The sequence below is a fragment of the Hydrogenophaga sp. PML113 genome, assembly GCF_001777155.1.
In the GTDB taxonomy this organism is placed as follows: Bacteria; Pseudomonadota; Gammaproteobacteria; order Burkholderiales; family Burkholderiaceae_C; genus Hydrogenophaga; species Hydrogenophaga borbori.
Genome location: NZ_MIYM01000007.1, coordinates 241,881 through 268,153, shown reverse-complemented (window position 1 = coordinate 268,153; position 26,273 = coordinate 241,881). Strand labels below are relative to the sequence as shown.

Below are 26,273 nucleotides of genomic sequence, written 5' to 3'. Positions count from 1 at the left end.
GCGGCGGGCGCTCCCGCACCCGGGGCGGGGGGGCCCGGGCGGGCGGGGCGGCCCGCGCGGGGGGCGCCGCCATCTGGGGCGCCGGGGCCGGTGCCGGCATGGGGGCGGCGGGCACGGGCAGTGCGTCGACGGCGCGGGGCGCGGGAGCCGCCGCCACCGCCGGTTCGCTCACCAGATCGGCGAGCAGTACGTAGCGGCGGGTGAACGGCAGGCCGCAGCCGGCGCGCACCGACAGGGTGACGATGGGCTCGTTGACTGGCAGGCTGGCGATGACGCGGGCGATGCCCGTGAGTTCGCCGGGCGCGGCGCGCGGAGTGACGGTGACGAAATTCGGTGTGACCTGGACGTCGCCGTAGAAGACGTCGGCCTGGAGACACTGGGTGGCGATGTCTTCGCCGGGGGCCAGCATCACCTGGAACTGCACATCGAGCGGCTGGCCGATCAGCGCCGCCCCACTGTGGCGCCCGAGCGTGACCGCCGGGCTGCTCACGGCGGTTGATAGCAAAATGCAGGCTGTCCAGATCTGGCGCACGTCGGATTTCCCTCCAGAAGGTTGAAACATTTTGTCATAGGCAAACTGGCTATCAACCGAAATACAACACACATATGCAATCCTTTTTTAAACGTGCAGCGGTCGTGGGCACCGGTGCCATGGGCCGGGGCATCGCCCAGATGGCCGCTCAGGCCGGCGCCGAGGTCTGGCTGTTCGACGCCCAGGCCGGCGCCGCCGCCGGCGCGCGCGACGCCCTGACCAAGACCTGGGACACCCTGCACGGCAAAGGCAAGCTCGACGCCGCCACGCGCGACGCCTGCGTGCAGCGCCTGCGGGTGGCCGAGTCCCTGCAGGACCTGGCGGCTTGCGACCTCGTGATCGAGGCCATCGTGGAGCGGCTGGACGTCAAGCAATCCGTCTTCAAGCAACTGGAGGACGTCGTGGCCGCCGACGCGGTGCTGGTCAGCAACACCTCCTCGCTGTCGGTCACCGCCATCGGCGCCGCGCTCAAGCACCCGGCGCGCTTCGCGGGTTACCACTTTTTCAATCCGGTACCGCTCATGAAGGTGGTGGAGGTCATCGCCGGCCTCAAGACCGACCCGGCCGTCTGCGAGCGCCTGGCCGGCTTCACTCGCGCCTACGGCCACACGCCCGTGAGCGCGCAGGACACGCCGGGCTTCATCGTCAACCACGCGGGCCGCGGCTACGGCACCGAGGCCCTGCGCGTGGCGGGCGAGCGGGTCACCGACTTCGCCACCATGGACCGCATCCTGAAGGACCAGATGGGTTTCCGCCTCGGGCCCTTCGAGCTGATGGACCTCACCGCCCTGGACGTGTCGCACCCGGTGATGGAGTCCATCTACCACCAGTACTACGAGGAGCCGCGCTACCGCCCGAGCGTGATCACCGCGCAGCGCCTGGCCGGCGGCGTGGTGGGCAAGAAGGTGGGCGACGGCTTCTACCGCTACGTGGACGGCGCGGCGCAAGTGCCGCCCGAGCCGCCCGTGCCCGCCGTGAACACGCTGCCGCCGGTGTGGGTCTCGCCCAAGGCCGCGCGCCGCCAGGAGCTGTACCAGCTGCTCAAGAACCTGGACGCCCGCATCGAGACCGGCGCCACGCCCAGCGAACAGGCCCTGATCCTGGTGGCGCCGCTGGGCATGGACGTGACCACCCTGGCCGCCGTGGAACGCCTGGACGCCACGCGCACCCTGGGCATCGACATGATGCTGGAGGACGGCGCCACCAAGCGCCGCGTGCTCGCCACCAACCCCGCCACCCGCCCCGACATGCGCGACGCCGCGCACGCCCTGTTCGCCCGCGACGGCAAGGCCGTGAGCGTGGTGCGCGACAGCGGCGGCTTCGTCACACAGCGCGTGGTGGCCACCATCGTCAACATCGCGGCCGACATGTGCCAGCAAGGCATCTGTTCGCCGGCCGACCTGGACGTGGCCGTCACCCTGGGCCTGGGCTACCCCATGGGCCCGCTGGCCATGGGCGACCGCATCGGCCCCACCAACGTGCTCGAGATCCTCTTCAACCTGCAGACGGTGTATGGCGACCCGCGCTACCGCCCCTCGCCCTGGCTGCGCCGCCGCGGCGCACTGGGCCTGAGCCTCACGCACGAAGAGATCTGAACACATGAACCCCCACGCTCCGCACTTCGTATCGTCGCGGCTCCCCGAGGGGGTGCAGGCCTCCCATGGGAGCGGCCCGACGGGAGACCTCGCATGACCGCCAGCCTCAAAAGCCACAGCGTGGGCGCCACCATGGTGCTCACCATCAGCAACCCCGAGCACCGCAACGCGCTCGGTCCCGAGATGTACGCGGCCGGGGTGGAAGCGCTCAACGTGGCCGAGAGCAGCGCCGACGTGCGCAGCGTGGTCATCGTGGGCGAAGGCCGCCACTTCTGCGCCGGCGGCAACCTGCAGCGCCTGCAGGGCAACCGGCAGCAGCCGCCCGAGGTGCAGGCCGAGACCATCTCGGGCCTGCACAACTGGATCGAGACCATCCGCGCCTTCCCCAAGCCGGTGATCGCGGCCGTCGAGGGCGCCTGCGCGGGCGCGGGCTTCTCGCTCACGCTGGCCTGCGATTTCATCGTCGCCGCGCGCGACGCGGTCTTCGTCATGGCGTACAGCAACGTCGCCATCTCGCCCGACGGCGGCGGCAGCTGGGCGCTGGCGCGCGCCCTGCCGCGCGCCACGGTGATGCAATTGCTGATGGCCGGGGAGCGCATCACACCCGAGCGGCTGCAGCAGCTCGGCGTGCTCAACACCCTCACCGACACCGGCGCCGCGCTGGGCGAAGCCCTGGCGCTGGCCGAGAGGCTGAACGGGCGCGCGCCGAACGCGCTGGCCAGCATCAAGGAGCTCGTCAACGAGGCGGACACGAATCCGCTGCACACGCACCTGGCGGCCGAACGCGAGCACTTCGTGCGCAACCTGCACCACCCCAACGGCGGCGAGGGCATCGCGGCCTTCCTGGAGAAGCGGACCGCCCAGTACCGCTGACCCGCACCCGGCCGCACCGGCTCGGCGGGCCGGTCCCCGGCGCGACAGGCCAGCCCCCTCCAGTCACTCAAACGACAGACCATGGACGAGCCGATTCTGACAATGGAAGAACGCGAGGCGATCAACAGCGGTCGCTGGTTCAACACCCTCTCACCTTCCCTGCGTCACGACATCCTTCGATGCGCCTACGTCAAGCGATTCAAGGACGCCGACCTGATCGTCGCGCGCGGCGAGCCGCCGTCCGAATGGACGGCGGTGGCCAAGGGGGCGGTGCGCGTGAGTTCAACCTCGCTGTCGGGCAAGCAGATCACGCTGACCTACGTGGAGCCGGGTGTGTGGTTCGGCGACGTGGCGATGTTCGACGGCGACCAGCGCACGCACGACGCCTACGCGCATGGCGCGACCACGCTGCTGTGCGTGGCCCGCAACGATTTCCAGAAGATCCTGTCCTCGCACGTGGAGCTGTACGAGGCGCTGATGCGCCTGCAGGCGCGGCGCATCCGCACCCTGTTCGGGCTGGTGGAGGACCTCAACACCCTGCCCTTGCGCGCGCGGCTGGCCAAGCAGCTGCTGCACCTGGTGCGCAGCTACGGCGTGCCGTGCCTGAACGACGGCAACGAGACGCGCATCGGTCTGCAACTGGCGCAGGAGGAGCTGGCCCAACTGCTGGGTGCCTCGCGCCAGCGCGTGAACCAGGAACTCAAGTCCATGGAGCGCGAGGACGCCATCCGCATCGAGCAGGGAGGCCTCGTGATCCGCAACCGGGCCGCGCTGATGCGCATCGCCGAAGCCGACAGCTGAACCTTCCCCACCAGCCGACCACCGCCGCATGAACGACGCACAGAACTTCACCGGCACGCGGCCGGTGACCGAGCAACACGCCTTCGACGCCACCGCGCTGGAGCGCTGGCTGGCCCCGCGGCTGGAGGGTTTCGCGGGCCCGCTCACGGTGGAGATGTTCAAGGGCGGCCAGTCCAACCCCACCTATAAGCTGATCACGCCCACGCGCGCGTACGTGATGCGCGCCAAGCCCGGCCCGGTGGCCAAGCTGCTGCCCTCGGCGCACGCCATCGAACGTGAGTTCCGCGTCATGAGCGCGCTGGCCGGCACCGGTGTGCCGGTGGCGCGCATGCACACGCTGTGCGAGGACGAATCGGTGATCGGCCGCGCCTTCTACGTGATGGAGTGCGTGGACGGCCGCGTGCTCTGGGACCAATCCCTGCCCGGCCTCGGCAACGCGGAGCGCGGCGCCATCTACGACGAGATGAACCGCGTGCTGGCGGCGCTGCATTCGGTGAAGCCCGCGGCCATCGGCCTGGCCGACTACGGCAAGCCCGGCAACTACTTCGAGCGCCAGATCGGCCGCTGGAGCAAGCAGTACCAGGCCTCCATCACCCAGCCCATCCCCGAGATGGACCGCCTGATCGACTGGCTGCCGAAGAACATCCCCGCGATGGCGCGCGACGAGACCCTGGTCTCGGTGGTGCACGGCGACTACCGGCTCGACAACCTGATGTTCCACCCGAGCGAGCCGCGCATCCTCGCGGTGCTCGACTGGGAACTGTCCACGCTCGGCCACCCGCTGGCCGACTTCAGCTACCACTGCATGTCGTGGCACATCCCGCCGGGCCTGTTCCGCGGCATCCAGGGCCTGGACCTGCCGGCGCTGGGCATCCCCAGCGAGCAGGACTACATCGCCCGCTACTGCGAGCGCACCGGCTTCGCCACGCCCGAGCAACTGCGGGCCGACTGGGCCTTCTACCTCGCCTACAACATGTTCCGCCTCGCCGCGATCCTGCAAGGCATCGCCAAGCGCGTCGAGGCCGGCACCGCGTCCAGCGCACAGGCCGTGAAGTCGGCCGCGGGCGCACGTCCCATGGCCGAGATGGCCTGGCGCTTCGCCAACGGCGGCTGAGCCGCCCCGCCCCATACAACAGGAGAAACCATGGAATTCGACTACAGCGACAAGGTCAAGGGCCTGCGCGAACGGCTGCTCGCCTTCATGGACGAGCACATCTACCCCAACGAGGCGCGCTTCTTCCAGGAAATCGAAGCCAACCGCGCCAAGGGCAACGCCTGGGTACCCACCAAGATCATCGAGGAGCTCAAGCCCAAGGCGCGCCAGGCCGGGCTGTGGAACCTCTTCCTGCCGCGCAGCCCGCGTGCGCCCGAGGGCCTGTCCAACCTGGAGTACGCGCCGCTGTGCGAGATCATGGGCCGGGTGCCCTGGGCGCCCGAGGTCTTCAACTGCTCGGCGCCCGACACCGGCAACATGGAGACGCTGGAGCGCTACGCCTCCGAGGCCCTGAAGGACCAGTGGCTGGAGCCGCTGCTCAAGGGCGAGTTCCGCTCGGCCTTCCTCATGACCGAGCCCGAGGTCGCCTCCAGCGACGCCACCAACATCCAGTGCCGCATCGAGCGAGACGGCGACCACTACGTCATCAACGGCCGCAAGTGGTGGTCCTCGGGCGCGGGCGACCCGCGTTGCGCGGTCTACATCGTGATGGGCAAGACCAGCCCGGACGCGCCGCGCCACTCGCAGCAGAGCATGATCGTGGTGCCCTCGAACGCGCCCGGCATCACCGTGGTGCGCCCGCTCTCGGTGTTCGGCTACGACGACGCGCCGCACGGCCACATGGAGGTGGTGCTCAAGAACGTGCGCGTGCCGGCCGGCAACATCCTGCTCGGCGAGGGCCGCGGCTTCGAAATCGCGCAAGGCCGCCTGGGCCCGGGCCGCATCCACCATTGCATGCGCTCCATCGGCGCCGCCGAGCGGGCGCTGGAGCTCATGTGCCAGCGCCTCAACAGCCGCGTGGCCTTCGGCAAGCCGGTGTCGGCGCAGTCGGTCTGGCACGAGCGCATCGCCGACGCGCGCTGCCGCATCGAGATGGCGCGCCTGCTCACGCTCAAGGCCGCCTACATGATGGACACCGTGGGCAACAAGGTCGCCAAGGCCGAGATCGCCATGATCAAGGTGGTGGCGCCCAACATGGCCTGCGAGGTGATCGACATGGCGATCCAGGCCCATGGAGGCGGTGGCGTCAGTGGGGACTTTCCCTTGGCCTACAGTTACGCCAACCAGCGCACCCTGCGCCTGGCTGACGGGCCCGACGAGGTGCACCGCCAATCCATCGCCAAGCTCGAACTCGCCAAGCACATGGCCGTGCCCGGCGAGGTCGAGATGCCCATCACACGAGGAAGCTGATGATCGACGTCCACTCCTGGCCCACGCCCAACGGGCACAAGGTTCACATCATGCTGGAGGAGTGCGGCCAGCGACTGGGCCGGGACTGGCAGGTGCACGCGGTCAACATCGGCGCGGGCGACCAGTTCAAGCCCGACTTCCTGGCCATCAGCCCGAACAACAAGATCCCGGCCATCAGCGACCCCAACGGCCCGGGGGGGCAGCCCATCAGCCTGTTCGAATCGGGCGCCATCCTGGTCTACCTGGCGAGCAAGTTCGGCCGTTTCCTGCCCAAAGGCGACCGCGAGCGCTTCCAGGTGCTGGAGTGGCTGATGTTCCAGATGGGCGGCGTGGGCCCCATGCTGGGCCAGGCGCACCACTTCCGCCTCTACGCACCCGAGAAGATCGACTACGCCGTCAACCGCTACACCAACGAGGCCAAGCGCCTGTACGGCGTGATGGACCGCCAGCTCAAAGGCCAGCCCTGGATCGCGGGCAAGCAATACACCATCGCCGACATCGCCATCTTTCCCTGGTTGCGCAGCTGGCAGAACCAGGGCATCGACTGGGCCGACTACCCGCGCCTGAAGGACTGGTTCGACCGCATCGCCGCGCGCCCGGCGGTGCAGCGCGGCGTGGCCGTGCTGGCCGACGCGCGCAAGCCGCTCACCGACGACAAGTCGCGCGACATCCTGTTCGGCAAGACGCAGTACGAGAAACGCTGAACGCCACCCGAGGCCGAAAGGCCGGGCCGGGCACCATGCGGCCTGAGGGTAGAATCCGCGCCTTGTCGGAGCGTAGCGCAGCCTGGTAGCGCATCTGCTTTGGGAGCAGAGGGTCGCGAGTTCGAATCCCGCCGCTCCGACCATTTCACACCGAGAACGAAGGCCCACCCCCGTGGGCCTTTTTTCCAGCGGCACCCGCACCGCACTGCCCGTAGCTCAACTGGATAGAGCAGCTGCCTTCTAAGCAGCAGGTCGGGGGTTCGAGTCCCTCCGGGCAGGCCAGGACTTGGGTTCCAAGCTCAGAGCCCCAATTCCTCGCGCCGCCGGATCACGCGCGAGGCCAGGCCATAGGCGACGGCCTCCTGCGCCGGCATCCAGCGGTCGCGCTCGATGTCCTGGCGCACCCGCTCGAGCGGCTGGCCGGTTTCGAGCGCAATGACCTCGGCGATGCGCTCGCGGGCCTTGAGGATTTCCTGGGCCTGGATCGCCATGTCGCTGGCGGCACCGCCCGCACCGCCGCTGGGCTGGTGGATCAGGAAGCGCGTCTGGGGCAGGCAGACACGGCGCTCGCGGGCCGCGCCCAGATAGAGGTGGGTGGCGGCGCTGCCCACCCAGCCTGTGCCGACCATGTGGACCGGCGAGGCCACGAAACGCACCACGTCGTGGATGGCGTCGCCCGATTCGAGGTGGCCGCCCGGCGAGGAGACGATCATGGTGATGGGCGCGCGCGCCTCGGCGTCCAGGGCCAGCAGCTTGCGCACCGTCTCCGCGGCCAGCGCGTCGGTGATTGTTCCGAACACCAGCACGGTGCGGGCGCGAAAGGCCTTCTCCTCCAAGAAGGCGCTGTCCTGGGCGTTGGCGGGGCGGGTGGGCGTGTCGGTGTCCGGGGAAGGCATGGGAATCGCTCCTGTGTGTTAGCTTCATCCGGTAAACGAACGAGCGGGTTTTTTCGTGACAACTCCGGCCGACTCCCACCCCCTGATCGACGATGAAGCGCTGCGCCACCGCCTGGTCGCGCTGGCGCGGCACTGGCTGGCGCACGGCGATGAGGCCGAAGACCTGGTGCAGGACACCTGGCTGCGCACGGCGCAGGGCGGCCTACCACCCGATGCCAGTGGCCGGGAGGCCTGGCTGGTCACCGTGTTGCGCCACCTGTGCATCGACGCCTGGCGGCGGCGTCAGCGATACCACGCCCTGCTGGAGCAAGCGGGTGACCACGGCGCGACAGCCGTCGAGAGCGAAGCGCCACAGGCACTGGCCGAACAGGCGCAACGGGTCGAGCAGGCCTTGCGGCATGTGGTCCACACCTTGGCGGCAGCCGATGCCGCGGCCGTCCTGCTGGTCGAGGTATTCGACTTCAGCCACGCCGAGCTGGGGCGCCTGACCGGGCGCAGCGAGGCGGCCTCGCGCCAGCAACTGCACCGCCTGTTGCAGCGCTTGCGCCGGCCGGCGGCGCCGGCGCGGCCCTCGGACGAGGACACCGACTGCCTGCTGGCCCTGTGCCAGTGGGCGCTGGCGCAGCGCGATCCAGCGGGGCTGGTCGCCGTGTTGCAGGTGTCGAGTCCCCGGGCGATGGCCGCGTCAGCCCCCTTCGCCCATGCCGGGGCGCGCGAGGCCGCAGCGCCTGCGCCGGCGCCGATCGCGCGCCTCGTGCAGTTCGGCGACTTCCTGGCCTTGCAGGTCCGCACACCGGCCGGGCTGCTGGCCTGTCTGCCGCTGGGTGAGGCGGTCCGCGAGACGGTCTGACCAGACCCGGACCGCGGGCATGACCTCACGGGTCATCGCCAGCCGGGACACCCCGGGGGGAAGATGAAGGCAGGCCAAGGGGAGGTCCCGAGGCCCACCCACCGTCCGCCCGGAGATCCGCCATGACTGCCTACGCCATCGCTCACCTGCGCCACGTCGAGTGGGGCCCCGACATCGTCACCTACATCCAGGAGATCACCGACACGCTGGACGCGCACGGCGGCCGCTTCCTGGTGCATGGCGACAACCCGGTGGTCATGGAGGGACCCTTCCCCGGACACCTCGTGGTCATCGAATTTCCCTCGATGGACCACGCGCGCGCCTGGTACCAGTCCGATGCCTATCAGGCCATCCTGCCGCTGCGCACGCAAAACGCGGACGGCGCCACGGTGCTGGTGCAAGGGGTGGCGCCGGGCTATCGGGCCTCCGAGCTGCTGGCCAAGCACTGAGGCTCACACCTGCGGCGGGTCCGTCTCGCGCTCGGGGTGGCGGTGCCGCGCGATGGCGGCGACGAAAGCGTCCGCGCCCTCCTCGCCATCCGCCAGCACCAGGCCAGGGTCCGGATCGCCCGTGGCGGTGGTGGTGGGCACGCCCGCCATGTCCAGCAGCGTCTGCGCGGCGCCCACCAGCAGCAGCGCCTTGGCGTGGCGGTAGCCATCCTTGAGGGCCTCCATCGTGTGGCCATCCCGCGCCAGCGTGGCCACACCCTCCTCGCCGTGCGGCCAGGCGAGCGCGTCGAACAGGACGCCCGGCTTGTTCTCCAGCGAGGCCGTGGCCTCCAGGTCCACCCCATCGGCCCCCCGCACGCGGCCCACGCGCGGGGCCACGAACTCCACCACCGCACCCTGCGCCGCGAGCGCCGCCTGCAGCCGCTCGGCCGCCGCCCCCTGCACCCCATGGGCCACGATCACGGCAATGCGCCGTCCAGCGATGCGGCCGTCGCCCGGACGGGCCATCAGCGAGAGCGCGGGCGATTGCCTCACTTCGGGCTTGGCCGGCGTCGCCAGGGCGCGCGGCAACGGCGGGGGCAGTTCGTCCATCCCCAGGCCATCGGCCACCGCCTGCGCCAGCGCCTCGGATGCGTTGCGCAGCGAGGCGACCATGCGCGCGCGAATGGCCGGCACGGTGACCTTGCTCAGCTCGAAACGGAAGGCCGCCGCGATGTGTGCCTGCTCCACCGGCGTCTGGCTGTCGTAGAACAGCGTGGCCTGCGTGTGGTGGTCGGCAAACTTTTCCGGCTTGGCCCGCACCTTGCCCTGCTCTTCCTTGGCCTGCAGGCGCGCGGGCACGGAGACGAAGCCCTGCGCTGCGCCGGCCTGAAAGGGGCAGCCGCCGCCAAGCGAGTTGGGCTCGTAGGACACGCGGCCGCGGTGAATGGTCTGGCGGTGCATGCCGTCGCGCTGGTTGTTGTGCACCGGCGCAATGGGCGCATTGATCGGGATCTCGTGAAAGTTGGGCCCGCCCAAGCGGCTGATCTGCGTGTCCACGTACGAATGGATGCGCCCGGCCAGCAGCGGGTCGTTGGAGAAGTCGATGCCCGGCACCACGTTCGCGGTGCAGAACGCCACCTGCTCGGTTTCGGCGAAGAAGTTGTCGGGGTTGCGGTTGAGCACCATGCGCCCCACGGGCCGCAGCGGCACCAGCTCCTCGGGCACGATCTTCGTCGCATCGAGCACATCGAAGCTGAAGCGCTCGGCCTGCTCCTCGGTGAACACCTGCAGGGCCAGTTCGTACGTCGGGTAGGCACCGGCCTCGATGCGCTCCCACAGGTCGCGGCGGTGGTAGTCGGGGTCGGCACCCGAGATCTTCACCGCCTCGTCCCACACCAGCGAATGCGTGCCCGCCTGGGGCAACCAATGGAACTTCACGAACACCGACTCACCCGCCGCGTTCACGAGCCGGTAGGTGTGCACGCCAAAGCCCTGCATGGTGGCGTAGCTGCGCGGAATGGCGCGGTCCGACATGAGCCACATCAGCATGTGGGTGGACTCCGGCATCAGCGAGACGAAGTCCCAGAAGGTGTCGTGCGCACTGGCGGCTTGCGGCATGGCGTGGTGCGGCTCGGGCTTGACCGCGTGCACGAGGTCGGGAAACTTCATCGCGTCCTGGATCAAGAAGACCGGCATGTTGTTGCCCACCAGGTCCCAGTTGCCCTCGTCGGTGTAGAACTTCACCGCGAAGCCGCGCACGTCGCGCGCGGTGTCTTTGGAGCCGCGTTCGCCCGCCACGGTGGAAAAGCGCACGAACACCGGCGTGACCTGGCCCGCCGCCTGGAAGGGCGCCGCGCGGGTGAGTTCGGTGAGCGGCTCGTAGCACTCGAAGTAGCCGTGGGCCGCGGAGCCGCGCGCGTGCACGATGCGCTCGGGAATGCGCTCGTGGTCGAAGTGCGTGAGCTTGTCGCGCAGGATGAAGTCTTCCAGCAGCACCGGCCCGCGCAGGCCGGCCTTCAGCGAGTTCTGGTTGTCCGCGATGGCCACGCCCTGGTTCGTGGTGAGGGCCTGGCCGGCGGCGTCCGCGCGCACGCGGTCGAGCCGCCCATGCACCGCATTGAGACCCTCGGCCACCGGGTCGCCGGTTTTCTCCGAGGTGTTCGCCTCGGACACGGTGCTGCCGGTCGGCAGCGGACTCCGGGGCTGGGCCGTGACGCCTTTCGCGGGCGCCAGGCCCTGGGAAAAGCCGTGCTCCAGCGATTTGTTGTCGTTCCACGGCACGGCCTTGGCCAGGTCGTCGGTCTGCTGCGCCTTGCGGCGCAGGATCGCGTCCGCGGCGGAGGTCTCGCCGGGCGGGCCCTTGGCCGTGGGCCGGGTGGGTGGGGATTTGGCCATGCGGTTCTCCTGGGGTTGTCGCTGCGCTGTTCGCGATCCCCGCCGCTGGCAAACGGCACGCCCACCCATCCCCGCTACGGGTTAACCCGATGCCCCCTCGTCAAAACATGCACTAAAGTGCGTGTTATGCCCTCGATGCCCCCCGCCAAGCTGCTCATCCTCGTGGGCACCATGACCGACACGGCCACCTCCGTCGCTCGGGCCATCGAGATGGAGTGCGCGGATCTGATCGGCGCCATCGAGGTGCGGATGATGGACGGCCTGGACCCCAGTGTCTTCGATCAGGATGCACTTTACGTCATATGCACATCCACTTATGGCTCGGGTGATGTGCCCGACAACGCCCAGGCCTTCTGCGCCTCGCTCGACGCGCAGCCGCGCTACCTAGGCCACGTGCGTTTCGGCGTCATCGCCCTGGGCGACAGCGCGCAATACCCCATGACGTTCGCCAACGGCGGGCGCCAGTTCGATGAGCGCCTGCGCGACCTGGGCGCGGTGCGCGTGGGCGAGCTCTGTACCCTCGATGCCTCGACCGAGACCGCCCCCGAGGCGGCCGGCGCGGCCTGGTGCCGCGACTGGCTGGCGCTGGCCCTGGCGCCCAGCGAGGTGTCCTGAAGAACAAAACTGTTTGGAATTCAATCATTCAGGCTTCAAGCGGCTAGGGTAATTCTGGATCGCCAAGCCCCAGGCCCCCACCTACAGTGAGCCGCAGTCCGACCACAACCCCAGGAGACCCCAGATGACCACCCGCCGCCTCGTTCTGACCCGCAGTGCCGCCGTCATTGGCGCCGCGTCCACCGGCCTGCTGCTGCCGCAGATCGCGCGCGCCCAGTCCGACAAGGTGCGCGTGGGCTTCATGCTGCCCTACACCGGCACCTTCGCGCAGCTCGGCGTGGCCATCGAGAACGGCTTCCGCATGGCCGTCAACGAACAGGGCGGCAAGCTCGGCGGGCGCGAGATCGAATTCTTCAAGGTCGACGACGAATCCAACCCCGCCAAGGGCATCGAGAACGCCACCCGTCTGGTGCAGCGCGACAAGGTCGACGTGCTGATCGGCACCGTGCACTCGGGCGTGCAGATGGGCATCCACAAGGTGGCGCGCGAGTCCGGCGTGCTCAACCTCATCCCCAACGCCGGCGTGCACATCGCCACGCGCGCGCAGTGCGCGCCCAACGTGTTCCGCACCTCCTTCACCAACAGCCAGCCCACGCTGGCCCTGGGCAAGCCCATGATGGAGAAGGGCCACAAGAAGGCTGTGTGGATCTCCTGGGCTTACGCCGCCGGCGACGAGGCCTTCGAAGGCTTCGAAAAGAGCTACACCGAGGCGGGCGGCCAGATCGTCAAGAAGCTGAGCCTGCCCTTCCCCAACGTGGAGTTCCAGGCCCTGCTGACCGAGATCGCCGCCATCAAGCCCGACGCCGTGGCCTGCTTCTTCGCCGGCGGCGGCGCGGCCAAGTTCCTGCGCGACTACCATGCGGCCGGCCTGAGCAAGAACATCCAGCTCTGGGGCTCGGGCTTCCTCACCGAAGGCGTGCTCGACGCCGCCGGTGACGCCGCCAACGGCGTGCTCACCACCATGCACTACAGCGACTCGCTGGACACGCCGCGCAACAAGAAATTCCGCCTCGACTACGCCAAGGCCTTCAAGCTGCAGCCCGACGTCTACGCCGTGCAGGGTTACGACACCGGCCTGCTCATGGTCAAGGGCGCGAACGCCGTCAAGGGCGACCTGAACAACAAGCAGGCCCTCTACGCGGCCATGCGCGGCGCCGAGATCGACAGCCCGCGCGGCAAGTGGAAGATGAGCCCCGCGCACAACCCCATCCAGGACATGTACCTGCGCCGCGTGGAAAACGGCGAGAACAAGGTGATCGGCATCGCCGCCAAGGCCGTGGCCGATCCGGCCACCGGCTGCCGCATGGCCTGAAGCTTGCGTCCTCCCTCCTGCAAGCCGGCGCCCTAGCGGCGCCGGTTTGACGTCTGCACCCCATGGACTTCGCCAACTTCCTCATCCAGCTCCTCAACAGCGTCCAGTACGGGCTGCTGCTGTTCATGCTGGCCGCCGGCCTCACGCTGATCTTCGGCATCATGGGCGTGGTCAACCTCGCGCACGGCAGCTTCTACATGATCGGTGCCTACCTCGCGTGGTACCTCAGCTCGCAGCTGGGCAGCCTCACGCTGGCCATCGTGCTGGGCACGGTGCTGGCGGTCATCTTCGGCTGGCTGCTGGAGTGGCTGCTGTTTCGCCACTTCTACCAGCGCGACCACCTCGACCAGGTGCTGCTCACCTTCGGCCTGATCTACATCTTCGAAGAGATGCGCTCCATCTTCTGGGGCGACGACGTGCATGCCGTGCAGGTGCCCGAGGTGCTGAACTGGTCCATCCCCTTGACCGACACCCTCTCCTACCCGGTCTACCGTCTGGTGATGTCGGGCATTTGCCTGCTGCTCGCCGTGGGGCTCTACCTGCTCATCAGCAAGACCCGCCTGGGCATGAAGATCCGCGCCGGCGCCTTCAACCGCGAGATGGCCGAGTCGCTGGGCGTGAACATCCGGCTCATCCATGGCGTGGTGTTCGCGCTGGGCGTGGGCCTGGCCGCCATCGCCGGCATGATCGCCTCGCCCATCGCCAGCGTGTACCCGGGCATGGGCAGTTCGGTGCTCATCATGTGCTTCGTGGTGGTGGTCATCGGCGGCATCGGCTCGGTGCGCGGCGCGCTCGTGGCCGCGCTGCTGGTGGGCCTGGTCGACACCTTCGGCAAGGTGCTGGTGCCGCAGATCGCCGGCATGGCCGTCTACATGCTCATGGCCCTCGTGCTGCTCTACAAACCCGAAGGGCTCTTCAAGCAATGAGCACCGCCAAGGCCCAACTCGAAAAACTGCCGCGCAGCATCCAGTTCGTGCTCGCCCTGGGCGCGATCGCGCTGGCGGCCTTCCCGCTGCTGCCCGTGGAGGGCGGCGACTTCTACCTCGGCATGCTCTCGCAGATGATGATCCTGGCCATCTTCGCGATGAGCTTGGACCTGCTTCAGGGCGTGACCGGCCTGGTCTCGCTCGGCCATGCGGCCTTCTTCGGCCTGGCCGGCTACGCGCTGGCCTTCGTCACGCCGCAGGACGCGCCGATCGCGCTGTGGTGGTCGCTGCCGCTGGCCGCCGCCGCCGCCGGCCTGGCCGCGCTGGTCATCGGCTTCTTCGTGGTGCGCACCCACGGCATCTACTTCATCATGGTGACCATGGCCTTCGCGCAGATGGTCTATTTCCTGTTCTTCGACAACAAGGCCCTGGGCGGCTCGGACGGCATCTACGTCACCTTCCGTCCCGACGCCACCGCCCTGGGCATCGATCTCGACAACAAGCTGGTCTTCTACTACTTCACGCTGGTGGTGCTGCTGGCGCTGTACTTCGCGCTGCGCCGCCTGCTGTTCTCGCCTTTCGGCCGCGTGCTGGCGGGCATCCGCGTGAACGAGCACCGCATGCGCGCCGTGGGCTACGGAACCTTCGGCTACAAGCTCACGGCCTTCACGCTGGCCGGCGCGCTGGCCGGCGTGGCGGGCTACCTGTGGGCCGCGCAGACCGGCTTCGTGAACCCCGAGCTCATGGGTTTCCACATGAGCGCGCACGCGATCATGATGGTCATCCTGGGCGGCATGGGCAACTTCGCGGGCGCCATCGTCGGCGCCTTCGCCTTCGAGTACGTCATGCACGTCTTCAAAGACCTGACCAAGCACTGGCAGCTGCTCATGGGCGGCTTCATCGTGCTGGTGGTGATCGTGGCGCCGCGCGGCCTGCTGGGCCTGGTCGAGCGCTTCACCAAGCGCGGGGAGAAGGCATGAGCGATCCGCTGCTCTCCGCGAAGAACCTCACCAAGCGCTTCGGCGGCCTGGCCGCGGTGAACGATGTGTCGGTCGATCTGCACCGCGGCCGCATCCACGCGGTCATCGGGCCCAACGGCGCGGGCAAGTCCACGCTGACCAACCTGCTCTCGGGCGACCTGCCGCCCACCAGCGGGCAGATCCGGCTCAACGGCGAGAACATCACCGGCCGATCGCCGGAACGCATCGCCCGCCAGGGCCTGGGCCGCAGCTACCAGAAGACCAACATCTTCCTGCCCTTCACGGTGTGGGACAACGTGCGCCTGGCCGCGCAGTCGCGCGAACGGCACGCCGCCTTCAACCCGCTGCACTGGTTCAGCGCGGCCAGCCGGCTGACGAACGTGAACCAGCGCTGCGAGCGCGCGCTGGAACTCGCAGGCCTCACCGCACGCGCGAGCAACGTCGCGGCGGCCATCAGCCACGGCGAGCAGCGCCAGCTGGAGATCGCCATGACCCTGGCCACCGAACCCACCGTGCTGCTGCTCGACGAGCCCCTGGCCGGCATGGGCGCGGCCGAGGCCGAGTCCATGGTGGCGCTGCTGCAGCGCCTCAAAGGCGAGCACGCCATCATGCTGGTGGAACACGACATGGACGCCGTGTTTGCCCTGGCCGAGGTGCTCACCGTCATGGTCAACGGCCAGGTGATCGCCAGCGGCACGCCCGAGCAGATCCGCAACGACGCCGGCGTGCAGGCCGCCTACCTGGGCGAGGAACACTGATGACGGCGCTGATCGAAGCCAAGGGCCTGCACACCCACTATGGGCAGAGCCATATCCTGCGCGGCGTGGATTTCCACGTGGGTGCGGGCCAGACCATCGGCCTGATGGGCCGCAACGGCATGGGCAAGACCACGCTGCTCAAGTCGCTGATGGGCATCGTCAAGCCCAGCGGCGGCACCGTGCAGGTGAAGGGCCGGCACATGACCGGCGCCACGCCCTACGCTGTGGCGCGCGAAGGCATCGCCTACGTGCCCGAAGGGCGCGGCATCTTCGGCAACCTGAGCGTGAAAGAAAACCTGGTGATGGCCGCGCGTCCTGGCACCCGGGGCCAGCGCGAATGGACCTACGAACGCGTGCTCGACACTTTCCCGCGCCTGGCCGAGCGCCTGGGCCACGGCGGCCAGCAGCTCAGCGGCGGCGAGCAGCAGATGCTCACCATCGGCCGCGCGCTGATGACCAACCCGGACCTGCTCATCCTCGACGAGGCCACCGAAGGCCTGGCGCCGCTGATCGCGCGCGAGATCTGGCGCATCTGCGGCCTGATCCGCGAAAGCGGCATCAGCAGCGTCATCGTCGACAAGAACTGGAAACACGTGACCCAGATCACCGACCGCAACCTCATCCTGGTCAAGGGCGAGGTGGTGTTCGAAGGCAGCACCGAGGCGCTGCTGGCGCAGCCGGGGCTGCTGGAGCAGCACCTGGGGGTCTGAACCCACCGCCTAGAGCAGCGGCCGCAGCTCGCGCGCGGCGTCCATCAGCACCGGCAGCAGCTCGCGCCGCAGGCCGGCCGCGTCCATGCGGCCCGGCGACACCACCACGTTGAGCGCGGCCAGGGTCTCGCCCTTCATGTTGCGCAGCGGCACGGCGAGCGCGATCACGCCGAGTTCGTGCTCCTCGCTCGCGATCGCGAAGTCGTCGCGGCGCACGGTGTCGATCACCGCGCGGAAGGCCTTGGGCTCGTCCGTGGTGCGCGGCGTCAGGCGCGGCAGCGACCGGCCCTTGAGCCAGGACGTGAAGGCCGCGCGCGGCAGTGCCGCCAGCAGCACCCGCCCGGTGGAGGTGGCGTGCGCCGGCATGCGCGAGCCCAGGTGCAGGCCGTAGGGCATGAGGCGCGGCGCGCCCGGGGCGGCGCTGCGCGCGACGATCACCACCTCGTCGCCGTCCAGCACCACCGCGGAGAACGACTCGCGCGTGGCCGATGCCAGGCGGTTCAGCGTGGGCTGCACCAGGCGCGGCAGGCGCGCCGAGGACAGGTAACTGCCGGAGAAGCGCAGCACCTTGGGCGAGAGCCAGTAGTGGCTGCCGTCGGTGTCCAGGTAGCCCAGGTGGGCCAGGGTGAGCAGGTGCCGCCGCGCGGCCGCGCGCGTGAGGCCGGCGCGCTCGGCCGCCTGCGTGGCGTTCAGGCGCTGGCGCTCGGTGTCGAAACTCTCGAGCACGGCCAGGCCCTTGGCCATGCCCTCGATGAAGTCGGCCTTGGCGATGGTCGGGTCGGGCATGGCGGGGCGCTCCAGGAAGTGCGCGATGATCGCACAAAGCGCGCGATGATCGCGCAATGCTCGCCAGCCCTGCTTGTGGCGGATGCGGCGGCGCCCTAGCCTGCGGGTTTCGCCCGTTCCCCGGAGACAAGACCCATGCGAACCCAGGTCGCCATCATCGGCGCCGGCCCCTCGGGGCTGCTGCTCGGCCAGTTGCTGCACAAGGCCGGCATCGACAACGTCATCATTGAACGCCAGAGCCCCGACTATGTGCTGGGCCGCATCCGCGCCGGCATCCTGGAGCAGATCATGGTCGACCTGCTGCACGAGGCCGGCGTGGGCGAGCGCGTGGCCAAGGAAGGCACCGTGCACCACAGCATCGAGCTGGTCTACAAGAACACGCGCCACCCGATCGACGTGACCGGTCTCACCCAGGGCAAGGTGGTCACGGCCTATGGCCAGACCGAGATCACGCGCGACCTGATGGACGCGCGCCAGGCCGCCGGCCTGCCCACCGTCTACAACGCCGCCAACGTCAGCGTCCATGGCTTCGATGGCGCCAAGCCCAGCGTGCGCTACGAGAAGGACGGCCAGACGCACGAACTGCAGTGCGACTTCATTGCCGGCTGCGACGGCTTCCACGGCGTCTGCCGCGCCACCGTGCAGGACTCGATCACCGAGTACGAAAAGGTCTACCCCTTCGGCTGGATCGGCGTGCTGGCCGACGTGCCGCCGGTGTCGCCGCACGCGGTGGTGTACGCCAACAGCGAGCGCGGCTTCGGCCTGTGCTCCATGCGCAGCCTCACGCGCAGCCGCTACTACGTGCAGTGCCCCATCGACGACAAGGTCGAGCAGTGGAGCGACGACCGCTTCTGGGACGAGCTGCGCCGCCGCCTGGACCCGGCCATGGCCGAGGCCATCGTCACCGGCCCCAGCATCGAAAAGAGCATCGCGCCGCTGCGCAGCTTCGTCGCCGAGCCCATGCGCTTCGGCCGCCTGTTCCTGGCGGGCGACGCCGCGCACATCGTGCCGCCCACGGGCGCCAAGGGCCTGAACCTGGCGGCCAGCGACGTGAAGTACCTGTCCACCGCCTTCATCGAGCACTACCGCGAGAAAAGCGACGCCGGCATCGACCACTACTCGCAGCGCGCGCTGGCCCGCGTGTGGCGCGCCGAACGCTTCAGCTGGTGGCTCACCTCGCTGATGCACCGCTTCCCCGACACCGGCGGCTTCGGCCAGAAGGTGCAGGAAGCCGAGTTGGAGTACCTGGTGAACTCCGAGGCCATGTCGCGCTCGCTCGCGGAAAACTACGTGGGCCTGCCGCTGGACTTCGGCCAGAAGTAGCACTCAACCCCGCCGCGCTTCGCGCGACCCCCTCCAGGGAGCGACACCTGCGGCCCGGCAACGCCGATTCCGCGGCGCCTCTGGGTCAGGCCATCACCGGCGTTACAGTGGCCGCACCGTCAACACCGACCTGCGACCACTGCCCATGCCCACCCCCCGAAGCCCCCAGCCCCTGCGCGGCGTGCGCGTGCTCAGCCTCGCGCTCAATCTGCCCGGTCCGGCCGCCCTCATGCGACTGCGCGCCCTGGGCGCGGCCTGCACCAAGCTGGAGCCGCCCGCACGCGACGGCGCCAGCGGCGACCCCATGGGCCAGTACAACCCCCCGGCCTATGCGCGCATGCACGAAGGCGTGAAGCGGCTGACGGCCGATCTCAAGACCGAGGCCGGCCAAGCCGTGCTGCACAAGCAGTTGCTGCGCACCGACGTGCTGCTGACCTCCTTCCGCCCCTCGGCCCTGGCCAAGCTGGGCCTGTCGTGGCCGGCGCTGCGCAAGCGCTACCCCGCGCTGGCCATGGTGAGCATCGTGGGCGCGCCCGGCGAACGCGCCGAGGAGCCGGGCCACGACCTCACCTACCTGGCCGACGCCGGCCTGGTGACCGGCCTGGACCTGCCGGCGACGCTGTTCGCCGACATGGGCGGCGCGCTGATGGCCGCCGAGGCGGTGCTCAAGGCCGTGCTGCTGCTGCGCTCCACGGGGCGCGGCAGTGCCCATGAGGTGGCCCTGTCCGATGCCGCCGCCTGGCTCGCGCTGCCGCGCAGCTGGGGCCTGACGCAGCCGACGGGGGCCGTGGGTGGCGCGCACGCGGGCTACCGCGTCTACCCCTGCAAGGACGGGCGCGTGGCCGTGGCCGCGCTGGAGCCGCACTTCGCCGCCGCGCTGTGCGAAGCGGCGGGCGTGGCCGACGGCCAGCGGATGAAGACCCTGTTCGCACCCGCCACACATGAGGCCATCGCGCGCTTTCTGGCGGGCCGCACGCGCGCGCAACTGGACAAACTGGCGGTCGAGCGCGACATCCCGATGCACACGCTGGCCTGAGGCCTCAGCGCGGCGCCAGCAGCCCCTGGGCCCAGCGCGGCAAGGACGCCTCCCGAAAGGTGGGCACGCCGCGCCGCAGGCGCGCCACCAGGCGCGGCGGCACGATGTCCTGCCCGTGCGCGGCCGTGGTGTCGAACAGCAGGCACAGCTGGTCAAGCCGCGCGGCGTGCCCGCGCCGAGGGTGGCGCCGGCGCCCGCTGGCGATCGGCCTGCACCGTTTCTCGCACGGCCTGGGCCAGGCCACCGCTGGCCACCGCCTCGGCGAACCACAAGACCGACAATCCAGCGGCACCACCCTCCCCGAGGCCATGAAGAAGCAAGGCACCATCGTCCACTGGGACGCCGAGCGCGCGTCCGGTTTCATCCGCAGTCCCGACACCGCCGCCGAGGTGTACTTCCACCTGCGCGACTACGAAGGTCCACACCCCATCGCGCCGGGCACGGCGGTGGTGTACGAGGAGATCGTGGTCGGTGGCAAGGGGCCGCGCGCACTGTCGATCAAGCTGCCGCCCCCGCCGCCGCTGCGCGAGGCCGGCGCCCCCATTGGGCCGGCGCCCGAGCCGGTGCTGGCCCCAGCCGCCACGTCCAAGGCCCAGCGCTGGCGAGAGGAACGCGCGCAGCGCCGCCAGACCCAGATCGCCCTGGGCCTGCTGGGCGGCTGGCTGCTGCTCTGGCTCATCGGCATCGGTTCTGGCCGCTTTCCGTGGGTGGTGCTCACCGGCGTGGTGCTGGTGAACATCGCCACCGTCTTCCTGTACTGGCGCGACCAGCACGTGATGACCGAGGGCGGCGCGCCCTGGCCGCTGGAACTGCTGCACGCGGCGGCCGCGCTGGGCGGCTGGCCAGCGGCCTGGCTGGCCCAGCATTCGCTTCGGCACCGCCTGGACGACAAGCGCTTCCAGCAGACCTTCGTGGCCTGCGCCGTGTTCAACGTGACCGCCCTGCTGGCCTGGGTGGCCTGGCCGCTGTTCGCCGGCGGCGGCGCCTGAGCGCCGTCAGCGCGGCTTGGGCCGCCGCGCCGCGCCCGTGCCGGCGCGCGGCGGCAGGCCGGTGTGCTGCGTCAGCAGCTGACCCTTGCGCGGCGCGGGCGCCGCGGCCGGCGCGCGGGCGGTGGGCGTGCTGTTTTTGCGCCGCGCGCTCTGGTAGCCGCCGTCGGTGAGCGGCTGGAACGTGGGGATGAGGTGGTGCTTGCCGTTGCCGATGAGGTCGGCGCGGCCCATGGCCTTGAGCGCCTCGCGCAGCAGCGGCCAGTTGTTGGGGTCGTGATAGCGCAGGAAGGCCTTGTGCAGGCGGCGGCGTTTCTCGCCGCGCACGATGTCCACGCGCTCGCCGCGTTCGTCGCGGTGAATGCCCTTGAGCGGGTTCAGGCCCGAGTGGTACATGGCCGTGGCGGTGGCCATGGGGCTGGGGTAGAAGGTCTGCACCTGGTCGGCACGAAAGCCATTCTTCTTCAGCCACAGCGCGAGGTTCATCATGTCCTCATCGCTGGTGCCCGGGTGCGCGGCAATGAAGTACGGGATAAGGAATTGCTTCTTGCCCGCCTCCTCGCTGTACTTCTCGAACATCTGCTTGAAGCGGTCGTAGCTGCCGATGCCGGGCTTCATCATCTTCGACAGCGGACCGGTCTCGGTGTGTTCGGGCGCGATCTTCAGGTAGCCGCCCACGTGGTGCTGCACCAGCTCCTTCACATACTCGGGGCTCTTGATCGCGAGGTCGTAGCGCAGGCCCGAGCCGATCAGGATCTTCTTGATGCCCGGCAGCGCCCGCGCACGGCGGTAGATGCGCACCAGCGGCCCGTGGTCGGTCGTGAGGTTCTGGCAGATGCCAGGGTAGACGCAGCTGGGCTTGCGGCAGGCGGCCTCGATCTCGGGGCTGGCGCAGCCCAGGCGGTACATGTTGGCCGTGGGGCCACCGAGGTCGCTGATGACGCCGGTGAAGCCCTCGACCTTGTCGCGGATCTCCTCCACCTCTTTCAGGATGGAGGCCTGCGAGCGGCTCTGGATGATGCGGCCCTCGTGCTCGGTGATGGAGCAGAAGGTGCAGCCGCCGAAGCAGCCGCGCATGATGTTCACACTGAAGCGGATCATCTCCCACGCGGGGATCTTGGTTTCACCGTCGTGGCGGCCCTGCGCGTCGGCATAGGCCGGGTGCGGGCTGCGCGCGTACGGCAGGTCGAACACGTGGTCCATCTCGGCCGTGGTCAGCGGAATGGGCGGCGGGTTGATCCAGACGTCGCGCGCGGTCGCCCCCTCGCCGTGTGCCTGCACCAGGGCGCGCGCGTTACCGGGGTTGGCCTCCACGTGCAGCACGCGGTTGGCGTGGGCGTAGAGCACGGCGTCGCTCTTGACCTGTTCGTAGCTGGGCAGGCGGATCACGCTGCGATCGCGCGGCGGGCGCTTGGTCTTGCCCTGCAACGCGGGGTTGGGCACGAAGTTCAGCGCTTGGATCGACGCGCCCTGCGCCGCCGGCGCCTGCGCGGCCTCGTCCTTCGCGCACGATTGACCCGCCGACTGCGCCTGCTCGCTCGTGGTCTGGTAAGGGTTGATGTGCGCGTCCACCGGGCCGGGCTGGTCCACCTCGGTGGAATCGATCTCGAACCAGCCCTCGGTGGACGGATCACCCGGGCGGCGCACGAAGGCCGTGCCACGCACGTCGGTGATGCGCTCGATGGGCTCGCGCGCCGCGAGCCGGTGCGCCACCTCGACCAGCGCGCGTTCGGCGTTGCCATAGAGCAGCAGATCGCACTTGCTGTCCACCACCACCGAGCGGCGCACCTTGTCGCTCCAGTAGTCGTAGTGCGCGATGCGGCGCAGGCTGCCTTCGATGCCACCGAGCACGATGGGCACATCCTTGTACGCCTCGCGGCAGCGCTGGCTGTAGACGATGGCGGCGCGATCGGGGCGTTTGCCGCCCTCATCGCCGGGCGTGTAGGCGTCGTCGCTGCGGATCTTCCGGTCGGCGGTGTACCGGTTGATCATGGAGTCCATGTTGCCGGCCGTCACGCCCCAGAACAGGTTCGGTTTGCCCAGGGCCTTGAAAGGCTCGGCACTCTGCCAGTCGGGCTGGGCGATGATGCCCACGCGAAAGCCCTGCGCCTCGAGCACGCGGCCGATGACCGCCATGCCGAAGCTGGGGTGGTCCACGTAGGCGTCGCCGGTGACGATGATGACGTCGCAGCTGTCCCAGCCGAGCGCGTCCATCTCGGCCCGGCTCATGGGCAGGAAGGGCGCGGTGCCGAAGCGCTTGGCCCAGTAGGGCCGGTAGCTGGTGAGCGGCTTGGCGTTGCGCGCGAAGAGGGAGACGTCGATGGGAGCGTTCATGGGTGGGCGCGAACCCATGGCGGGCGCAGCGGGGCGAAGGGCGCGATTTTACCGGCGCCCCCCTTTTCCCGCTGCACGCGGGCCATCCCGCTTAGCGGGACTTGAGCGTCCAGTCGGGCACGCTGGCCGGCATGGGCCGCGCCTGGCGGCGGGTCTCCAGCCGCTGCGCGGCCAGCCGCGCGGTGAGCTTGAGTTTGGCCAGGTCCTCGGGGTTGGGCCGGCCATGGGCCTCGAAGCTGAAGCAGCACAGCGTGCCGTAGACCTCGCCGCTGGACAGCACCAGCGGCGTGCTGATGTGCGTGCCGATGGGAAACGGCAGGTCCTTGAGCAGCGGGGAGGCGGCGGGATCGCGCTTCGCGTCGGCGATGTACTGCCGCAGTCGGCCGTCCACCACGCGCTGACACCAGGACTCCTCCAGCCACGCGCTCTCGCCCTCAGCGATCACGCCCACGCCGGGCGCTTGGGCCACCTGGCGGAATACGCGCCGGCCATTGACGAATTCGGAGACGAAGACCACGTCCATCTGCAAGCGCTCGCGAAGCAGGCGCAGCACCTCGCCGATGGCCGCGTCCAATTCCGCGTCGGTCTGGTCGGAGGTGGCCACCAGCAACTCGGACACCCGCACTTCAAGCGAATCGGCACCAAAGTCCGTGGGAGCGAAGGGATTGCGCTTCATGTGAAGCGTTATAGCGACGATGCGCGTATCAAGGTGTATCGCCTCCAGCGCCCCCCGGGCGGCGCGGCGCGGCGTGCGCGATCAACCGGTCCACCAGCCCGAGCAACTGCCGCCGCTCGGCCACGCCCAGGCAGCCCATGATTTCGCGGTTGCGGCGGTCGATCAGGCGCAGCGCGCGCGCGTGCAGTGCACGCCCCGGGCGCGACAGGCGCAGCACCACGGCGCGCGCGTCGGTCTCGCTGGGCGCCTTGATCACACTGCCGCGCTCCACCAGCATCTGCGCGGCGCGGCTGGCCTGCGCCTTGTCCAGGTGGGCGTGCGCGGCCAGGTCGTTCACCGACAGCGGTTCGAAGGCGCCGATCGCGGCCAAGGCGCGCGCCTCGGCCACGCCCAGGCCCAATTCGCCCGCGTAGGCGGCGGCGGTCGCGGCGTCGGTGAGCTTGCCCAGGCGGTGCAGGCGCCAGCTCAGTTGCTGCTCCAGCGGCAGCGGCTTGGTGTCAGCGCTCATGCAAGGGCTCCTGTAGGCAGCGTTCGCGCGCCCGCTCGATCAGGGACAGGGCCTGCGCGGCGCTGTCCAGCCGGCCCAGCAGCGACAGGCTCAGCATGGCCAGCAGGAGGGGGGCCTGCTGTTCTCCCACCTCGCCCAGGGCGCGGCACAGCGCGGTGTAGCTCGTGTCGAGATCGGCATCGGTCATGCGGTGACTCCAGAGGATTGCAGGGCCGCGCGCAAGGGCGCGGTGTCCAGGCCGCGCCAACGGCCCATCACGTAGCCGTCGGGACGCACCAGCACCAGAGCGGGAGCGGCCTCGACAGGCAGACCATAGCGCCGCCAGGCCTGGCCGTGCGGGTCGGCTGCGGGGTGGATGGGTATGGCCCCCACGTCGCGCGGCAGGCCGCCCTCGGGCGGGCCGTTGAACACCAACGCCACGAAGCCACGACCGAAACGGCTGCTGAGGTGGAAGGCGTGGCCGTGCGCGTCGTGCAGCAGGGCCTCGGGTGCAGGGGCGCCGGGCCCGGCCTGCGCGCTCGCCCATTCACCAGACTCGCCCGCGTTGAGCGGCGAACCCAGGTACTGAATGGCCGAGGACTGGCGTGGGTTGATCAGTGGGCGAACGGTCTCGTCGTCCAGCGCGAGGCGCAGCGCGGCCTCGCGCATGAGGCGGAAAGCGAAGTCGGGCGGCGCCATGAACTCGGTGCTCTTGGCACCGTAGGCGATGTTCTCGCGCGTGGCGTGCACACGCTCCACGCTGTAGCTGTCGAGCAGTGCCTCGGGCGAAGCGCCGCGCACCACGCGGGCCAGCTTCCAGGCCAGGTTGCCGGCGTCGTCCAGGCCCGAGTTGAGCCCGCGCACGCCGAAGATGGGCACCAGGTGGGCGGCGTCGCCCGCGAAGAACACACGACCGTGGCGGTAGCTCGGCAGCGTGAGGCACTTGGCGTTGTAGATCGAGATCCACAGCGGCTCCCAGGGCTCGGTCTCGCCGATCATCTCGAGGTGGCTGCGCACGCGTGGCAATACGTTCTCCGGCTTGACCGCCTCGGCTGGGTCTTCGTCGTCACGGATCTGATAGTCGATGCGCCAGACGTCGTCGGGCTGGCGGTGCATGAGGATGGTGGAGCCCGGGTTGGACGGCGGGTCGAACCAGGCCAGGCGCTCCACCGGGCGCTGCGTCTTCTGGCGGATGTCGACGATGACGTAGCGGCCCTCGTATTGCGTGCCCTCGAACTGCAGGCCCAGTTGCTCGCGCACGGTGCTGCGCCCACCGTCGCAGGCCAGGAGCCAGTCGGCGCGCACGCGCCGGTGGCCGCGCGGCGATTCGATGTCGACCAGCACGTCACGCTCGCGCGCCTGAACGCGCTGCACACGCTCGCCCCAGCGCACGGTCGTGCCATCGGCGCCCGCTTCGTCGATGGCGCGGTGCGCGTATTCCTCGACGTAGAACTGCTGGATGTTCACCATGGGCGCGAAGCGCTGCGTGGGCTCGCTGGGCATCTCGAAGCGCAGCACCTCGGTCTGGCGGAAATGGCTGCGCCCGGCGGTCCAGCCCAGGCCCTTGGCCACCAGCGGCGCGTCGGCGCCCACCCAGCCCAGGATCTCCTGCGAGCGGCGCGAGATGCAGATGGCGCGGCTGCCGGTGCAATAGCCCTCGTCGGCCTCGATCACCTGGCTGCGGATGCCCTGACGCGACAGCAGCGCGGCCAGCGTAAGGCCCACCGGGCCGCCACCGGCAATGAGCACCGGCACGTGTTCTTCGGTTGTCTGGTCCATGAATGGTTCACCTATTTAGTTGCGCGCGCAACTGTATCGCCTTCGCGACTCCACGCCACAACCACCCGTCGATAAGATGGTTTTC

The 26,273-nt window shown here is 69.6% G+C and carries 26 protein-coding genes, 2 tRNA genes and 1 pseudogene; 19 read left to right on the top strand and 10 right to left on the bottom strand.

Annotated elements, in window-relative coordinates; translation table 11 throughout:
* Positions 1 to 532: pseudogene (locus tag BHU06_RS15540) on the bottom strand (hypothetical protein); the annotation flags it as partial.
* 74 nt (positions 533 to 606) lie between these two features.
* Here BHU06_RS15540 and BHU06_RS15535 point away from each other — a divergent pair.
* From BHU06_RS15535 to BHU06_RS15500, 8 genes are all read left to right on the top strand, one after another.
* The gene (locus tag BHU06_RS15535) at positions 607 to 2,127 is read left to right on the top strand and encodes a 3-hydroxyacyl-CoA dehydrogenase (protein ID WP_070400110.1); all 1,521 of its coding nucleotides are present in this window, start codon (positions 607 to 609) and stop codon (positions 2,125 to 2,127) included.
* A 93-nt stretch (positions 2,128 to 2,220) separates the two neighbouring features.
* Complete coding sequence (locus BHU06_RS15530) at positions 2,221 to 3,000, top strand: oxepin-CoA hydrolase, alternative type (RefSeq protein WP_070400109.1); 780 nt, start codon at positions 2,221 to 2,223, stop codon at positions 2,998 to 3,000.
* An 81-nt stretch (positions 3,001 to 3,081) separates the two neighbouring features.
* Positions 3,082 to 3,801, top strand: coding sequence for a Crp/Fnr family transcriptional regulator (locus BHU06_RS15525; RefSeq protein ID WP_070400108.1), 720 nt, complete (start codon positions 3,082 to 3,084; stop codon positions 3,799 to 3,801).
* Between the two features lie 28 nt (positions 3,802 to 3,829).
* Entirely contained in the window at positions 3,830 to 4,915 is a 1,086-nt protein-coding gene (locus tag BHU06_RS15520; protein ID WP_070400107.1) for a phosphotransferase, read from the top strand.
* Between the two features lie 30 nt (positions 4,916 to 4,945).
* Complete coding sequence (locus BHU06_RS15515; protein WP_070400106.1) at positions 4,946 to 6,205, top strand: acyl-CoA dehydrogenase family protein; 1,260 nt, start codon at positions 4,946 to 4,948, stop codon at positions 6,203 to 6,205.
* Positions 6,205 to 6,909: a glutathione binding-like protein gene (locus BHU06_RS15510; RefSeq protein ID WP_070400105.1), complete on the top strand. Its 705-nt coding sequence runs from the start codon at positions 6,205 to 6,207 to the stop codon at positions 6,907 to 6,909. The genes BHU06_RS15515 and BHU06_RS15510 overlap by 1 nt, the downstream gene beginning before the upstream one ends.
* Before the next feature lie 66 nt (positions 6,910 to 6,975).
* Positions 6,976 to 7,052, top strand: a tRNA-Pro gene (locus tag BHU06_RS15505).
* A 62-nt stretch (positions 7,053 to 7,114) separates the two neighbouring features.
* Positions 7,115 to 7,191: transfer RNA gene (locus BHU06_RS15500), tRNA-Arg, on the top strand.
* Between the two features lie 17 nt (positions 7,192 to 7,208).
* Here the strand turns inward: BHU06_RS15500 and BHU06_RS15495 are convergent.
* The gene (locus BHU06_RS15495) at positions 7,209 to 7,805 is read right to left on the bottom strand and encodes an ATP-dependent Clp protease proteolytic subunit (RefSeq protein ID WP_070400104.1); all 597 of its coding nucleotides are present in this window, start codon (positions 7,803 to 7,805) and stop codon (positions 7,209 to 7,211) included.
* A gap of 55 nt (positions 7,806 to 7,860) precedes the next feature.
* Between BHU06_RS15495 and BHU06_RS15490 the strand changes: the two genes are divergently transcribed.
* Complete coding sequence (locus BHU06_RS15490; RefSeq protein ID WP_070400103.1) at positions 7,861 to 8,655, top strand: RNA polymerase sigma factor; 795 nt, start codon at positions 7,861 to 7,863, stop codon at positions 8,653 to 8,655.
* A gap of 122 nt (positions 8,656 to 8,777) precedes the next feature.
* Positions 8,778 to 9,104: a DUF1330 domain-containing protein gene (locus BHU06_RS15485; RefSeq protein WP_070400102.1), complete on the top strand. Its 327-nt coding sequence runs from the start codon at positions 8,778 to 8,780 to the stop codon at positions 9,102 to 9,104.
* Positions 9,105 to 9,107: 3 nt separating this feature from the next.
* Here the strand turns inward: BHU06_RS15485 and BHU06_RS15480 are convergent, their stop codons facing one another.
* Positions 9,108 to 11,480 (bottom strand): catalase, encoded by a 2,373-nt coding sequence (locus BHU06_RS15480; protein ID WP_070400101.1) that lies wholly within the window; start codon positions 11,478 to 11,480, stop codon positions 9,108 to 9,110.
* Positions 11,481 to 11,606: 126 nt separating this feature from the next.
* Here BHU06_RS15480 and BHU06_RS15475 point away from each other — a divergent pair, with 126 nt between their 5' ends.
* The 6 genes from BHU06_RS15475 (at position 11,607) to BHU06_RS15450 (ending at position 16,781) form a co-directional block, all read left to right on the top strand.
* Positions 11,607 to 12,095, top strand: coding sequence for a flavodoxin domain-containing protein (locus tag BHU06_RS15475; protein ID WP_083293263.1), 489 nt, complete (start codon positions 11,607 to 11,609; stop codon positions 12,093 to 12,095).
* Between the two features lie 124 nt (positions 12,096 to 12,219).
* On the top strand, positions 12,220 to 13,407 hold the full coding sequence (locus tag BHU06_RS15470) for an ABC transporter substrate-binding protein (protein ID WP_070400099.1): 1,188 nt from the start codon (positions 12,220 to 12,222) through the stop codon (positions 13,405 to 13,407).
* Positions 13,408 to 13,469: 62 nt separating this feature from the next.
* Entirely contained in the window at positions 13,470 to 14,333 is an 864-nt protein-coding gene (locus tag BHU06_RS15465) for a branched-chain amino acid ABC transporter permease (protein WP_070400098.1), read from the top strand.
* The gene (locus BHU06_RS15460; protein WP_070400097.1) at positions 14,330 to 15,313 is read left to right on the top strand and encodes a branched-chain amino acid ABC transporter permease; all 984 of its coding nucleotides are present in this window, start codon (positions 14,330 to 14,332) and stop codon (positions 15,311 to 15,313) included. Before BHU06_RS15465 ends, BHU06_RS15460 begins: the two co-directional genes overlap by 4 nt.
* On the top strand, positions 15,310 to 16,071 hold the full coding sequence (locus tag BHU06_RS15455) for an ABC transporter ATP-binding protein (RefSeq protein ID WP_070400096.1): 762 nt from the start codon (positions 15,310 to 15,312) through the stop codon (positions 16,069 to 16,071). The genes BHU06_RS15460 and BHU06_RS15455 overlap by 4 nt, the downstream gene beginning before the upstream one ends.
* A complete protein-coding gene (locus BHU06_RS15450; RefSeq protein ID WP_070400126.1) occupies positions 16,068 to 16,781 on the top strand; it encodes an ABC transporter ATP-binding protein in 714 nt (237 codons plus the stop codon). The genes BHU06_RS15455 and BHU06_RS15450 overlap by 4 nt, the downstream gene beginning before the upstream one ends.
* A gap of 9 nt (positions 16,782 to 16,790) precedes the next feature.
* Here the strand turns inward: BHU06_RS15450 and BHU06_RS15445 are convergent, their stop codons facing one another.
* On the bottom strand, positions 16,791 to 17,567 hold the full coding sequence (locus tag BHU06_RS15445) for an IclR family transcriptional regulator C-terminal domain-containing protein (protein WP_070400095.1): 777 nt from the start codon (positions 17,565 to 17,567) through the stop codon (positions 16,791 to 16,793).
* Between the two features lie 135 nt (positions 17,568 to 17,702).
* Between BHU06_RS15445 and pobA the strand changes: the two genes are divergently transcribed.
* Complete coding sequence (pobA, locus tag BHU06_RS15440; RefSeq protein ID WP_070400094.1) at positions 17,703 to 18,890, top strand: 4-hydroxybenzoate 3-monooxygenase; 1,188 nt, start codon at positions 17,703 to 17,705, stop codon at positions 18,888 to 18,890.
* A gap of 145 nt (positions 18,891 to 19,035) precedes the next feature.
* Complete coding sequence (locus BHU06_RS15435; protein ID WP_070400093.1) at positions 19,036 to 19,926, top strand: CoA transferase; 891 nt, start codon at positions 19,036 to 19,038, stop codon at positions 19,924 to 19,926.
* Between the two features lie 4 nt (positions 19,927 to 19,930).
* Here the strand turns inward: BHU06_RS15435 and BHU06_RS22860 are convergent, their stop codons facing one another.
* Entirely contained in the window at positions 19,931 to 20,170 is a 240-nt protein-coding gene (locus BHU06_RS22860; protein ID WP_175442866.1) for a hypothetical protein, read from the bottom strand.
* 64 nt (positions 20,171 to 20,234) lie between these two features.
* On the opposite strand from BHU06_RS22860, the gene BHU06_RS15430 reads away from it, so the two are divergent.
* Entirely contained in the window at positions 20,235 to 20,915 is a 681-nt protein-coding gene (locus tag BHU06_RS15430; RefSeq protein ID WP_070400125.1) for a DUF1294 domain-containing protein, read from the top strand.
* A 6-nt stretch (positions 20,916 to 20,921) separates the two neighbouring features.
* On the opposite strand, the gene BHU06_RS15425 is transcribed toward BHU06_RS15430, so the two are convergent.
* The 5 genes from BHU06_RS15425 to BHU06_RS15405 all read right to left on the bottom strand — a co-directional run bounded on the left by BHU06_RS15425 (position 20,922) and on the right by BHU06_RS15405 (position 26,188).
* Positions 20,922 to 23,246, bottom strand: a complete 2,325-nt coding sequence (locus BHU06_RS15425; protein ID WP_070400092.1) for a YgiQ family radical SAM protein — start codon at positions 23,244 to 23,246, stop codon at positions 20,922 to 20,924.
* A 91-nt stretch (positions 23,247 to 23,337) separates the two neighbouring features.
* Complete coding sequence (locus tag BHU06_RS15420) at positions 23,338 to 23,922, bottom strand: GAF domain-containing protein (protein WP_070400091.1); 585 nt, start codon at positions 23,920 to 23,922, stop codon at positions 23,338 to 23,340.
* Between the two features lie 28 nt (positions 23,923 to 23,950).
* Positions 23,951 to 24,430: a MarR family winged helix-turn-helix transcriptional regulator gene (locus BHU06_RS15415; RefSeq protein ID WP_070400090.1), complete on the bottom strand. Its 480-nt coding sequence runs from the start codon at positions 24,428 to 24,430 to the stop codon at positions 23,951 to 23,953.
* Positions 24,420 to 24,617, bottom strand: a complete 198-nt coding sequence (locus BHU06_RS15410; RefSeq protein ID WP_070400089.1) for a hypothetical protein — start codon at positions 24,615 to 24,617, stop codon at positions 24,420 to 24,422. The genes BHU06_RS15415 and BHU06_RS15410 overlap by 11 nt, the downstream gene beginning before the upstream one ends.
* Positions 24,614 to 26,188, bottom strand: coding sequence for an FAD-dependent monooxygenase (locus BHU06_RS15405; RefSeq protein WP_070400088.1), 1,575 nt, complete (start codon positions 26,186 to 26,188; stop codon positions 24,614 to 24,616). Before BHU06_RS15405 ends, BHU06_RS15410 begins: the two co-directional genes overlap by 4 nt.
* Positions 26,189 to 26,273: the final 85 nt, after the last annotated feature.